The organism is Limnohabitans sp. TS-CS-82, assembly GCF_002943475.1.
Genome location: NZ_PTQX01000001.1, coordinates 587,041 through 599,810, shown reverse-complemented (window position 1 = coordinate 599,810; position 12,770 = coordinate 587,041). Strand labels below are relative to the sequence as shown.

14 protein-coding genes are annotated in these 12,770 nt (G+C 57.5%); 9 read left to right on the top strand and 5 right to left on the bottom strand.

The window, feature by feature from the left end:
- Positions 1-108 precede the first annotated feature (108 nt).
- A complete protein-coding gene (locus tag C5F52_RS02940; RefSeq protein ID WP_104796812.1) occupies positions 109-1,830 on the bottom strand; it encodes a GMC family oxidoreductase in 1,722 nt (573 codons plus the stop codon).
- 199 nt (positions 1,831-2,029) lie between these two features.
- Entirely contained in the window at positions 2,030-3,541 is a 1,512-nt protein-coding gene (locus tag C5F52_RS02935) for a CoA-acylating methylmalonate-semialdehyde dehydrogenase (RefSeq protein WP_104796811.1), read from the bottom strand.
- Between the two features lie 106 nt (positions 3,542-3,647).
- On the opposite strand from C5F52_RS02935, the gene C5F52_RS02930 reads away from it, so the two are divergent.
- Positions 3,648-4,598 (top strand): LysR family transcriptional regulator, encoded by a 951-nt coding sequence (locus C5F52_RS02930; protein WP_104796810.1) that lies wholly within the window; start codon positions 3,648-3,650, stop codon positions 4,596-4,598.
- A gap of 47 nt (positions 4,599-4,645) precedes the next feature.
- Here the strand turns inward: C5F52_RS02930 and C5F52_RS02925 are convergent, their stop codons facing one another.
- Entirely contained in the window at positions 4,646-5,392 is a 747-nt protein-coding gene (locus C5F52_RS02925) for an SDR family oxidoreductase (RefSeq protein WP_104796809.1), read from the bottom strand.
- Positions 5,393-5,508: 116 nt separating this feature from the next.
- Between C5F52_RS02925 and C5F52_RS02920 the strand changes: the two genes are divergently transcribed.
- On the top strand, positions 5,509-6,192 hold the full coding sequence (locus C5F52_RS02920; protein ID WP_104796808.1) for a dienelactone hydrolase family protein: 684 nt from the start codon (positions 5,509-5,511) through the stop codon (positions 6,190-6,192).
- A 2-nt stretch (positions 6,193-6,194) separates the two neighbouring features.
- Here the strand turns inward: C5F52_RS02920 and C5F52_RS02915 are convergent, their stop codons facing one another.
- Together C5F52_RS02915 and hemB are read right to left on the bottom strand one after the other, a co-directional pair.
- The gene (locus C5F52_RS02915) at positions 6,195-6,770 is read right to left on the bottom strand and encodes a hypothetical protein (RefSeq protein WP_104796807.1); all 576 of its coding nucleotides are present in this window, start codon (positions 6,768-6,770) and stop codon (positions 6,195-6,197) included.
- Positions 6,770-7,780, bottom strand: a complete 1,011-nt coding sequence (hemB, locus tag C5F52_RS02910; protein WP_104796806.1) for a porphobilinogen synthase — start codon at positions 7,778-7,780, stop codon at positions 6,770-6,772. Before hemB ends, C5F52_RS02915 begins: the two co-directional genes overlap by 1 nt.
- A gap of 99 nt (positions 7,781-7,879) precedes the next feature.
- Here hemB and C5F52_RS02905 point away from each other — a divergent pair, with 99 nt between their 5' ends.
- The 7 genes from C5F52_RS02905 to rpsG all read left to right on the top strand — a co-directional run bounded on the left by C5F52_RS02905 (position 7,880) and on the right by rpsG (position 12,758).
- Positions 7,880-8,311: a CopD family protein gene (locus C5F52_RS02905; protein ID WP_104796805.1), complete on the top strand. Its 432-nt coding sequence runs from the start codon at positions 7,880-7,882 to the stop codon at positions 8,309-8,311.
- 15 nt (positions 8,312-8,326) lie between these two features.
- Positions 8,327-9,424, top strand: coding sequence for a VanZ family protein (locus C5F52_RS02900; protein ID WP_104796804.1), 1,098 nt, complete (start codon positions 8,327-8,329; stop codon positions 9,422-9,424).
- Between the two features lie 9 nt (positions 9,425-9,433).
- The gene (locus tag C5F52_RS02895) at positions 9,434-9,769 is read left to right on the top strand and encodes a ferredoxin (RefSeq protein ID WP_104796803.1); all 336 of its coding nucleotides are present in this window, start codon (positions 9,434-9,436) and stop codon (positions 9,767-9,769) included.
- A 3-nt stretch (positions 9,770-9,772) separates the two neighbouring features.
- Entirely contained in the window at positions 9,773-10,396 is a 624-nt protein-coding gene (locus tag C5F52_RS02890; RefSeq protein WP_104796802.1) for an alpha/beta hydrolase, read from the top strand.
- Between the two features lie 72 nt (positions 10,397-10,468).
- Complete coding sequence (locus tag C5F52_RS02885) at positions 10,469-11,632, top strand: D-alanyl-D-alanine carboxypeptidase family protein (RefSeq protein ID WP_104796801.1); 1,164 nt, start codon at positions 10,469-10,471, stop codon at positions 11,630-11,632.
- Positions 11,633-11,761: 129 nt separating this feature from the next.
- Positions 11,762-12,139, top strand: coding sequence for a 30S ribosomal protein S12 (gene rpsL / locus C5F52_RS02880; RefSeq protein WP_011466063.1), 378 nt, complete (start codon positions 11,762-11,764; stop codon positions 12,137-12,139).
- Between the two features lie 148 nt (positions 12,140-12,287).
- Positions 12,288-12,758, top strand: coding sequence for a 30S ribosomal protein S7 (rpsG, locus tag C5F52_RS02875; protein WP_104796800.1), 471 nt, complete (start codon positions 12,288-12,290; stop codon positions 12,756-12,758).
- Positions 12,759-12,770 lie beyond the last annotated feature (12 nt).

Here is a 12,770-nt window from a genome sequence, read left to right as displayed (position 1 = left end):
CCTCGTGATACAGCGCTTACGCCGTTTCGAGTGCAGTAACTGTAAGCGCCACTTGGTCTTGTTTTGCCTAGGATTTTCCCTTGCGGGCTAACCCGAGGCGTATGAGGATCAGGCTTGTTCGGCCTCGTGCGCCAGCCATTGCGCGGCCTTTTCAGCCATCATCAAGGTGGGGCTGTTGGTGTTGCCGCTGGTGATGGTGGGCATCACGCTCGCGTCGACCACACGCAAGCCGCGCACCACACCGCCGCGCCCATCGCGCACGCGCAACTCGGGGTCCACCACGGCCAGTGGATCATCGACGCGACCCATGCGCGCAGTGCCCACTGGGTGGAAGATGGTCGTAGCAATGTCGCCAGCCAAACGTGCCAAGTCTTCGTCAGTTTGGTATTGCACGCCGGGCTTGTACTCCTCTGGCTTGTATTTCGCGAGGGCCGGTTGGGCAGCGATGCGGCGTGTCACGCGCAGGGAATCGGCCGCTACTTTGCGGTCGGCTTCGGTGCTCAGATAGTTGGGTGCAATCTTGGGCGCATCGGCAAAGCTAGCGCTGGTGATGTTGACGGTGCCGCGGCTGGTGGGGTTCAAGTTGCACACGCTGGCGGTGAACGCGTTGAAGCTGTGCAGCGGTTCGCCAAATGCATCCAAGCTGAGCGGTTGCACGTGGTATTCGATGTTGGGGTAGGGTTGGTCTGGGCTGCTGCGTGTGAATGCGCCGAGCTGCGACGGGGCCATGCTCATGGGGCCGCTGCGTTTAAAGGCGTATTCCAAACCAATTTTGGCTTTGCCCCACCAACTGCTGGCCAAGGTGTTTAGGGTGTCGACACCTTGCACTTTGAAAACGGAGCGGATTTGCAAATGGTCTTGCAAATTGGCGCCCACGCCAGGCAGGTCGATGACGGGTTCAATGCCGTGTTCTTTCAGCAAGTTGGCGGGGCCTAAGCCCGAGAGCTGCAAAATTTGTGGTGTGCCAATAGCGCCTGCGCTCAAGACAACAGACTGCTTGGCAGTGACAGTCACGTAGTCTTGTCCTGTCCACACGTCAACACCGGTGCAATGTTGTGTGCCATCAGCATCGGTGCTCATGACCAGCCTTGACACTTGGGCAGATGACCACAGTTCAAAGTTAGGACGTGCGTAGCATGTGGGGCGAATGAAGGCCTTGGCTGTGTTCCAGCGCCAGCCGCTTTTTTGGTTCACCTCAAAGTAACCCACGCCTTCATTGCTGCCACGGTTGAAGTCGTCGGTGGCAGGAATGCCTGCCTCCACAGCGGCTTGTGCAAAGGCGTCGAGCACGTCCCAACGCAAGCGTTGTTTCTCCACCCGCCATTCGCCGCCTGCAATGTGATGGCGCAAGGTTTCGCCGTACACGGTGTTGTCTGCCAGCAGCACTTCGCTCTTGTGGCCTTTGGCACCGTGCGAGGCATTTGCACCTGCGTGGTGGTCTTCGTGGAGTTTGAAATAGGGAAGGGCGTTGTCCCAGCGCCAGCGAGCGTCACCCGTGATGTCGGCCCATTGGTCGTAGTCGCGCGCTTGGCCACGCATGTAAATCATGCCGTTGATGCTTGAGCACCCACCCAACACTTTGCCGCGTGGGTAACGCAGGCTACGGCCATTCAGGCCTTCATCGGGGGCTGTGTTGTACAGCCAATCGGTGCGGGGGTTACCAATGCAATGCAGGTAGCCGACAGGGATGTGAATCCAGTGGTAATCGTCTTTGCGGCCTGCTTCGATGAGCAGGACGCGTTTGCTGGCGTTGGCGCTCAGGCGGTTGGCGAGCAAGCAGCCTGCGGTGCCGGCGCCGACGATGATGTAGTCAAACTGGGAATCACTCATGCAGATGTCTCAACTCTTTGTTGTTGTGTGCACGGATGGTAGCTTGCTTGTGTGCGTTTGTTGTTGTAGTTGTCAGAGAAGGGGCGAGCTGGGCAGTGCGTTTTGCTCCTCGTCTGCTGCGCATCCGAATGTCGCTGCAACACACCGCACAGTCCGCCCCTTCTCTGGCAACAGCGCCATTCCCCAAAGAGCAACAAAGTTACTTCGATGTAGGCATCACGAACTCAGCACCTTTGCCAATGCTCTCAGGCCAACGTTGCATGACGCTCTTTTGCTTCGTGTAGAAACGCACACCTTCTTCACCGTAGGCGTGCATGTCGCCAAACAAGCTCTTCTTCCAGCCGCCAAAACCGTGCCACGCCATGGGCACGGGGATTGGCACGTTGATGCCGACCATGCCGACTTGGATGTGGCGTGCGAATTCGCGGGCCACGTTGCCGTCGCGGGTGAAGCAGCTTACGCCGTTGCCAAACTCATGGGCGTTGATCAAATCCACAGCTTGGGCCAAGTCGGCCACGCGCATGCAGCTGAGCACTGGGCCAAAGATTTCTTCTTTGTAGATGCGCATGTCTGGCGTGACGTTGTCAAACAAGGTGCCGCCCATCCAGAAACCATTTTTGCAACCATCGCCAGCAGCAGCGCCGTCAAAGTTGCGACCGTCGACCAACAAGCGTGCGCCTTCTTTCACGCCTTGCTCGATGTAGCCGGTGACGCGTTTGTGCGCGATGTCGGTCACGATGGGGCCCATTTCGGCGGCGAGGTTTTCGCCGTTGAGCACTTTCAAAGCTTTGGTGCGTTCAATGAGTTTTGGCATCAAACGGTCTGCCACATCGCCGACCAACACGGCCACGCTGATGGCCATGCAGCGCTCACCGGCTGAGCCGTAGGCTGCACCAATCAAGGCGTCTACCGCTTGGTCGATGTCGGCATCGGGCATGACCACCATGTGGTTCTTTGCGCCGCCCAAGGCCTGCACGCGCTTGCCGTGGTGTGCGCCTGTTTCGTAGATGTAGTTGGCAATGGGCGTGGAGCCCACAAAACTCACGGCTTTCACATCGGGATGAACCAGCAAGGCGTCGACCGCTTCTTTGTCGCCTTGCACCACGTTGAACACGCCATCGGGCAAGCCTGCTTGTTTGAGCAACTCAGCGATGAACAACGAAGGCGATGGGTCAATCGGGCTGGGCTTCAACACAAAGGTGTTGCCAGCGGCGATGGCCACAGGGAACATCCAAGCGGGCACCATGACGGGGAAGTTGAAGGGCGTCACGCCCGCCACCACGCCGAGGGGTTGGCGCATGGTCCAGTTGTCGATGCCGGTGGAGACTTGCTCGGTGAAATCGCCTTTGAGCAATTGAGGGATGCCGGTGGCGAACTCGACGATGTCGATGCCGCGGCTGACTTCGCCTTGGGCGTCGGTGAACACTTTGCCGTGCTCGGCGGTGATCATGTGAGCCAGCTTGTCTTTGTTGGCATTGAGTAACTCTAAGAACTTGAACATCACGCGGGCACGGCGCAGGGGCGGCGTGTCGGCCCAGGCAGGGAAGGCTTTTTGGGCGGCTGCCACTGCGGCGTTGACATCGGCCACATTGGCCAACCTCACGTTGCCTGTGACGGCGCCTGTGGCTGGGTTGTACACGGGTTGGGTGCGAGTGCTGCTGCCGTTGGCAACGGCGCCGTTGATGTAATGCGCGATGTGGGCTTGTGTCATAGGGTGTCTCGGTGTTGAGGAAAGATGACGCAGTGTAGGCAGGGCTGTTGCATGAAACAAGCATCAAACCTTGAATTGATTGTTCAAAATAGTGAACAATCAAGCTATGAATGATCAAAAAATCAGTGAACTCTGGCACCACCTGCATTGGCTGAGTGTGTTGGCGCAACAAGGCAGCTACACCGCTGCGGCTGCACGCCTAGGCGTGAGTAAGGCCGCCATGAGCCAGCGCATTGCTGAACTCGAACGCGCTGCGCGCGTGCCGTTGGTACAGCGCACCACCCGCAGCGTGCGTTTGACGGAAGCCGGACAGCGATTGGTGGACGACACGCGAGCCTCGTTTGAACAAATCGAACACAGCTTTGCCCAAGTGCGCGACTTGGCGGGTGTGCCCAGCGGCCTGTTGCGCGTGACCGCGCCCGTTGCCTTTGCGCGTCAGCAATTGGCGCCGCGTTTGGCAGACTTTTTACGCGAATATCCAGAGGTGCGCATCGAGCTAGACATGTCTGACCGGCTTAGCAGTTTGGCCACTGAGGGGTTTGACTTGGCCATTCGCCATACCGCTCGTCCGCCGGATACCCACGTGGCGTGGACCTTGTGCAGCACGCATTCAGTGTTGGTGGCTAGCAAAACGTATTTGCGCCGTGCGGGCACACCTCAAACCCCAGCGGATTTACAAGCGCACAACTGCCTGCATTACTTGCGCGCGCAAGACACGCCCACGTGGACGCTGGCGCGTGTGAAGTCCAAAGCAAAAGACAAAGTGAATGACGAACGCATCACCGTACCGGTGACGGGGCAGCTGGCTGCGAATAACAGCGAAGCTTTGAGGGAGGCTGCGTTGACGGGGCTTGGCATTGCGTTGCTGCCCGACTTCAGCGCGCAAGCCGCTTTGCTGCAAGGCAAGCTCGTACAGGTGTTGCCAGACTGGCAACCCGTGGGCGCGTTTGCTGAGCAGCTCTATGCCATTCGCCCGTATTCACCCCATGTGCCGAGAGCGGTGACGGCGTTTGTGGATTATTTGCGCAAGGCTTTGGCCGGAGGCTTCGCTGCATAAACCTTGCGCGTGAAGGCACTCACCCAAGGTCAAAGCGGGTTAGCGGATTAACGCCCACCCGAAATTTCCATCAAGCTCATGGTGGTGTAACTCGCCGCATCGCTGAGCAGCCACACAATGGCTTGCGCCACTTCCTCAGACGTGCCACCGCGCTGCATGGGCACCAAGTGCGCCAAGTCGCGCACGCGGTTGGGCAAGCCGCCCGAGGCGTGGATGTCGGTGTCAATCAGGCCGGGGCGCACCGCATTGACGCGAATGCCCTCTGTCGCCACTTCTTTGGCGAGTCCGATGGTGAAAGCGTCAATGGCGCTTTTGGCCGCGGCGTAGTCCACGTATTGGCCGGGCGCGCCCAAGCGTGCGGCAGCGCTTGACACGTTGACGATGCTGCCGCCCGAGCCACCGTGTGCCGTGCTCATGCGTTTGACAGCTTCGCGTGCGCAGGCGAACGAGCCCAACACGTTGATGCGCATCATGCGTTCCCACCGCGCCCAGCTTTGGTCTTGCACTTTGGCGGTCACATCCACCACGCCCGCGTTGTTGACGAGGCCTGAGATGCGACCCAGCTTGGCATCGACTTCGGCAAACATGCGCAAAATTTGCGCTTCGTCGCCCACATCGCCCTGCACCGCGATGGCGCTGCCGCCTGCGTCTTGAATCTGTTTCACCACGCGTTCGGCAGCCGCAGCGTTAGTGGCGTAATTCACGGCCACTGCCCAGCCCTGTTGCGCAGCCAAAACGGCGGTGGCGGCGCCAATGCCGCGGCTGGCGCCAGTGATTAAGAGGACGGGTTTCATGTCTGTCTCCTGTGTGCGTGTTTGACGAACGGATGAGCGGCACGATACATCGAAGTGTTTGAAAAACGAGTAACCTGTTTGATACTGACTTTTGAAAAACTTAAGAGGTGCTTGCTATGACCGTTCGACTTCACGCCGCAGATGGTTTTGAATTTCCTGCTTATGTGGCTCAACCCAAAGGTGCGCCCAAAGGCGCCATCGTGGTGGTGCAAGAGGTTTTTGGTGTCAACGCGCACATCCGGGAAGTGGCGGATGGTTATGCAGCTCAAGGCTATTTGGCAGTTGCGCCTGCCACCTTCCACCGTGCCAAGCATGGTGTGGAGTTGGGCTACACGCCTGACGACATGCAAGCTGGCATGGCACTGAAGGCGGCGATTGAAGCTTTGCCAGCGCCCGGTGTCATGGCTGACATTCAAGCGGCGGTGGATTACGCAGCCAAGACCAGCGGCGGCAAAGTGGGCATCGTGGGTTATTGCTGGGGCGGTTTGTTGTCATGGCGCGCGGCCGCTTTGGTGAAGGGCCTGAGCGCTGCTGTGCCTTATTACGGCGGCGGCTCCACCACAGACGAAGAAATTGCGCGTCATCCCAACTGCCCCGTCTTGGCGCACTACGCCGAAGAAGACCATTGGATTCCGCTAGACACGGTGGAGAAGTTCAAGCATGCCCACCCCGAGGTGGCTTTGCATTTGTATCCGGCCAACCACGGGTTTAACTGTGACCATCGGGGCGCGTACCAAGAGGCCTCAGCCAAACTGGCGCTGTCGCGAACCTTGGCGTTTTTTGCCAAGCACGTGGGCTAAGTTCAGTTCGTTGGTGTGTGGCTGCGTGCGCTGCGCAGCAGGCTCATGGTGGTGTGAAACAAGGCCACCACCACAAAGCAGCCCATGAAATCACCCAACGCCATGGCTGCGCTTTTGCGCCACAGCTCTTCGCTGGCGGTCACGTCTTGGGTGAGGTACAGCAGGTTGTGCACCACGCCGTTGAGCACGCTGGCCGCGAGTGACAGCCACACGATGTGGTGGTAGCGCAGGTTGCTTAGGTCGTCTTGAATGTGAAGTAAACGCATCAACCCAAAGGCGGCAATGGGGTAGGTCATCAGGCTCACCACGGCAAAATAAACGACGGAAGACATGGGTTTGTCAGGCCAAATTCCTGCACCTAGATAAATGCCAACCACCAAGAGCCCTACGATGGCAGGCAAGCGCCCCACCAGCACTGCCAAGAGCTTCACGCCTGCTGGCAGAAACAACAAACTGATGCCAGCCGAGTAAACAAACTGTGCGTCAAAAAACTGGTTCAGCCTAAATGACAGGCTAAACAAAATGCCCGAAATCACCGCGATGGCAATGTGCGACCAGCGAACTTCAGGCAAGTGCATCAAGACAACCCGTGCAGTTTTTTCGCGGCATCAATGGCGAAATAGGTGAGCACACCATCTGCGCCTGCGCGCTTGAAGGCCAACAAGCTTTCCATCATCACCGCATCGTGGTCGAGCCAACCGTTTTGTGCGGCGGCTTTGAGCATGGCGTATTCGCCACTCACTTGGTAGGCGAAGGTCGGCACTTTGAATTCGTCTTTCACACGACGCACCACATCGAGGTAGGGCATGCCGGGTTTGACCATCACCATGTCCGCGCCTTCGGCGATGTCCAGCGCCACTTCGCGCAGGGCTTCGTCGGTGTTGCCGGGGTCCATTTGGTAGACCTTTTTGTCGGCCTTGCCCAAGTTAGAGGCTGAACCCACGGCATCGCGGAACGGGCCGTAAAACGCGCTGGCGTATTTGGCGCTGTAAGCCATGATGCGGGTGTGAATGTGGCCGCGAGCTTCAAGTGCTTGACGAATCGCGCCAATCCTGCCGTCCATCATGTCGCTGGGCGCCACGATGTCTACGCCTGCATCGGCTTGGGTCATGGCTTGTTTGACCAGCATCTCGGTGGTGATGTCGTTGAGGATGTAGCCGGTGTCGTCCAGCAAGCCGTCTTGGCCATGGCTGGTGAAGGGGTCGAGCGCCACGTCGGTCATCACGCCCAGCTCTGGGAAATTCTTTTTCAGCTCGCGCACCACATGGGGCACGAGGCCTTCAGGGTTGGTGGCCTCAACGCCATCGGGTGTTTTGAGGTGTGCGCTGATGACGGGGAACAGCGCCATCACAGGGATGCCCAGCTTCACGCATTGTTCGGCCACGGGCAGCAGCAAGTCCAAGCTCAAACGCTCGACGCCGGGCATAGAGCCCACGGCTTCACGGCGGTTTTCACCTTCGAGCACGAAGACGGGGTAAATCAGGTCGTTCACGCTCAAGGCGTGTTCGCGCACCAAGCGGCGGGTGAAATCGTCACGGCGCAAACGGCGAGGGCGGTTGGCTGGGAAAGAGGCGAATGGGTGTTGCATGGGTGAAATTGTGCCTGTTTGTAACCATCACATGTACACAAAGCGCCATAGCAGCCTGTGTTAACGCTTGGTTTTATCAAGCGCGGCTAAACTGGAAACATGCTTTTTATCAAATCTTTTCACATCATCTTTGTGGTCAGCTGGTTTGCGGGCTTGTTTTACCTGCCGCGCATTTTTGTGAACTTGGCCGCGGTTCCCGAGGGCTCTGAGGCTGAAGAGGCGCGCTTGCTGCTGATGGCACGCAAGCTGATGCGCTTCACCACTTTGTTGATGGTGCCTGCGGTGGCCTTAGGCTTGGTGCTGTGGCTGTATTACGGCATTGGCTTGGTCGGTGTGGGCAATGGTTGGATGCATGCCAAGCTCACCATCGTGTTGCTGGCATTGGGCTACCACCACGGCTGCGGCCGCTTGTTGCGCAAGTTCGAAGCGCGCACCAACACGCGTGGCCACGTTTGGTATCGCTGGTTCAACGAGATTCCGGTGGTCTTGCTGACCATTGCCGTGATCTTGGTGGTCGTCAAACCTTTCTAAAACACGCGCTGGCCCATGCGTAAAACGTCCGCTTGGCCCCTGTCGCAAATTTGCGTGGCGTTGATCGTCTACGCCAGCCTGTACCCGTTTGACCATTGGCGTGACCAAGGCATTTGGACGTGGTCGTTTCTCACCGCACCTTGGCCCAAGTATTGGTTGGGGTTTGATGTGGTGGCCAACGTCTTGGGCTACGCCCCGCTGGGCTTCTTCTTAACTTTGAGCGCCATGCGCATGGGCTGGCAAACCCGCGAGGTGTTGCTCTCCACGTTGGCGGCTGCGGTGCTGTCGCTCACGATGGAAGGCCTACAAAGCTACTTGCCAGCGCGCGTGCCATCGTTGCCAGATTTTTTGCTCAACACCTTAGGCGCCTTCATGGGTGCGGTGTTGGCCAATTCGCTCGAGCATTTAGGACTGCTGCGCCGTTGGAGCCAATTCCGCGAACGTTGGTTTGTGCGTGACGCCTACATGGCATTGGTGTTGATGGCGGTGTGGCCTGCCGCTTTGTTGTTTCCTGTGGCCGTGCCCTTGGGTTTGGGGCAGGTGTGGGAGCGTGTGGAAGACGCGTTGACCAGCGCCTTTGAAGCCACGCCATTTGAAGATTGGATTCCGCTGCGTGCCTTTGAGCTTGAGCCTTTGCTGCCAGGCGCCGAGCTGTTGTGTGTGATGCTGGGTTTGTTGGTGCCGTGCTTGTTGGGTTTTGGTGTGATTCGCCAAGCGGGGCAGCGCTTTGTGTATGTGTTGGTGGTATTGGGTATGGCGTTGGGCGTGAGTGCCTTGTCAGCCGCACTCAGTTACGGCCCCGCGCACGCGTGGACTTGGTTGGGTTTGCCTGTGGTGCTGGGCTTGGTTTTTGGCTGTGTGGTGGCTTTGTTGTTTCTGCCGCTGTCGGCCCGCACTGCTTGGGCGTTTTTGTTGCTCGCGGTGTTGGTGCAACAAAGTGTCTTGAACCAATCCCCAGAGAGTGCCTATTTCGCGCAGACCTTGCAGACTTGGGAGCAGGGCCGTTTCATTCGCTTTCATGGCCTGGTGCAATGGTTGGGCTGGCTGTGGCCCTATGCCGTGTTGATGCTGGCGCTGGGGCGTTTGTCACGTGAGCGCAGCACACAAAACTAAAATCTCGTCATGACTCAAAACTCGTACTACAAACATCACATTTTTTTCTGCCTGAATCAGCGCGAGAACGGCCAAGATTGCTGCGCCAACCATGGCGCACAAGAAGCGTTTGACCATTGCAAAGCCCAAGTCAAAGCGGCAGGCCTCGCAGGCGCGGGCGGCGTGCGGGTGAACAAGGCGGGCTGCTTAGACCGCTGCGCAGGCGGCCCCGTGGCGGTGGTGTATCCCGAAGGCGTTTGGTACACGGTGATGGATAAGAGCGATGTGAACGAGATTGTGGAAAGCCACTTGAAAAACGGCCAAGTGGTCGAGCGTTTGGTGGTGCCCGCCAACGTGGGGCGCTGAAGCATGAATTCGCAAACTCAAAAAATCACACTGCAAGGCGAAGCGGGCGTCATCGAAGCTTTGCGTGACGAGCTCGAGGGCGTGTCGCGCGGTGTGGCCATCGTGGCGCATCCGCACCCTCTGTTTGGCGGCACGATGGATAACAAAGTGGTGCAAACCTTGGCGCGTTCCTTTGTGCAGTGCGGTTGGACGGTGGTGCGTTTTAACTTCCGTGGTGTGGGCGCCTCCGGGGGGGGGCATGATGCTGGCGCGGGCGAAGCGCGTGACTTTTTGCGCGTGGTTGAGCAAGTGGCACCGGTCGGACCGTTGGCCATTGCGGGCTTCTCGTTTGGTTCTTTTGTGGCCAGCCATGCTTTGGCCGAGCTGCACACGCACCGTGAGATTGAGAAGGTGGTGTTTGTTGGCACGGCCGCGCAGCGGTTCACAGTGGCGCCTGTAGCGCCTGCATTGCATGACAAAACGCTGGTCGTGCATGGCGAACAAGACGATACGGTGTCGCTGGCTTCGGTGATGGACTGGGCGCGCCCACAAAGCCTGCCCGTGACGGTGGTGCCGGGTGGCGGTCATTTCTTTCATGGACAATTACCGCTTCTCAAGAATTTAGTGGTGCGCCATTTGCAGGGCTAAGCCTTGTCAGTGTTGACGGGCGTTTCCCTTTGGAGCGCGCCCAATTCTTTGACTTATTTTTAGAAGACAGCCATGACACGACTTCTGAGCACCACTTTCATTGGTTTTTTGATGGGTTTGACTTGCGTCTTTCAAGCGCAGGCCCAACTGCCACAGCCGCCCGAAATCGCTGCGCGTGCGTATTTGTTGGTGGATTTGACAGCGCAGCAAACCTTGGCGGAGTTGGATGCCGACAAGCCGATTGAGCAAGCGTCGTTGACCAAGTTGATGACGGCTTACATCGTGTTTGATGCACTCAAGGCTAAAAAAATCAGCCTGCAACAAACCTTTGGCGTGAGCGAGCGCGCATGGAAGATGCCAGGCTCACGCATGTTCATCGACCCCAAGATGAAGGTGCCAGTGGAAGACCTCATCAAAGGCATGATTGTTCAGTCGGGCAACGATGCCACCATGGCCTTGGCTGAAGGTGTGGGCGGCACGGCAGAGCACTTTGTGCAAATGATGAATGCCCAGGCCAAGGTGCTGGGCATGAAGTCCACGGGCTACAAGAATCCAGAAGGTTTGACCGAGCCAGGCCATACCACCACGGCGCGCGATCTGAGCATCTTGGCCGGTCGCTTGATGCAAGACTTTCCCGATTACGTGGGCTACTACGCCATCAAAAAATACCGCTATCCCGGTACGCCTGCAGCCAATGAAAGCAACCGCAACTTGTTGTTGTTCCGTGACCCCAGCGTGGACGGCCTGAAAACAGGTCACACCGATGCCGCAGGTTTTTGCTTGATCGCCACTGCCAAGCGTGAGGCGCCGGGTGTGGGCCAGCGCCGATTGCTGTCGATTGTGTTGGGAGCTTCTAGCGAGAACGCGCGCGCTACTGAATCGCAAAAGCTGTTGAATTGGGGCTACACGGCGTTTGATGCCATTAAGCTTTTTGATGCTAACCAAGCGGTGGTTACACCCAACGTGTGGAAGGGGCGTGGCAGCCAGGTCAAATTGGGCCGTTTCACGCCCATCGTGGTGGCGGTGCCAGCTGGCGCTGCTGGCCGCATCCAAACCCAAGTGGCTCGCCCTGATCCCTTGGTTGCGCCGCTCAACCGTGGACAGGTGGTGGGCGCTTTGAAGGTGACGTTAGACCAGAAACCGCTGGTGGATGTTCCTTTGTTGGTGCTGGACACCGTCGAGCAAGCGGGCTTTGTTGGTCGCGCATGGGATTCCGTGCGTTTGTGGGTGAAATAGCCACTACTTGAGGCATTTCGGGCTAAATTTGCCTGATGCCTTCGATGCTGGTACACTAGAAGGCTTTTCGGAAATTCCGAAGGGATTCACGTTTTCTTTTTATTTCAACGTTTAGGGACGTTACAAACAATGCCAACCATCAATCAATTGGTGCGTCAGGGGCGCGAGGTCGAAACGATCAAGTCCAAAAGCCCTGCGATGCAAAACTCTCCACAACGCCGTGGCGTGTGCACCCGTGTGTACACCACGACGCCTAAGAAGCCTAACTCTGCGCTGCGTAAAGTTGCCAAAGTTCGCTTGACCAACGGTTTCGAAGTCATTTCGTACATCGGCGGTGAGGGCCACAACTTGCAAGAACATAGCGTTGTGCTCGTGCGCGGCGGTCGTGTCAAAGACTTGCCAGGTGTGCGTTACCACATCGTGCGCGGTTCGCTCGATTTGCAAGGTGTTAAAGACCGTAAGCAATCGCGTTCTAAGTACGGCGCTAAAAAGCCAAAGGCTAAGTAAGCACAGATCTTTTGATCAAACAGGTGCTGTTTCCCGCGTGGCGCGGTGAATCAGCGTAGTGACCCGCTGTGGGTCGAGTAAGTGAAAACCAAAATGGTTTTTGCGGTGTCTGAAGAAGATGCCAACTGAAGCAAATAAGAGGTGAAATATGCCACGTCGTCGCGAAGTCCCTAAACGTGAAATCCTGCCGGATCCAAAGTACGGCAATGTCGAGCTGTCTAAATTCATGAACGTGATCATGGAAGGCGGCAAGAAAGCTGTTGCCGAGCGCATCATTTACGGTGCCTTGGAGCAAATCGAACAAAAATCGGGCAAAGATCCGCTCGAGTTGTTCAATGTGGCCATCAACAACGTCAAGCCCATGGTGGAAGTTAAATCCCGCCGCGTGGGTGGTGCTAACTACCAAGTGCCCGTTGAAGTTCGCCCAGTCCGTCGCCTGGCTTTGTCCATGCGTTGGTTGAAGGAAGCCGCTCGCAAGCGCGGTGAAAAATCCATGGCTTTGCGCTTGGCCAACGAGTTGTTGGAAGCGTCTGAAGGTCGTGGCGGTGCTATGAAAAAGCGTGACGAAGTTCACCGCATGGCCGAAGCCAACAAGGCGTTCAGCCACTTCCGCTTCTAAATTCAAAGGTAA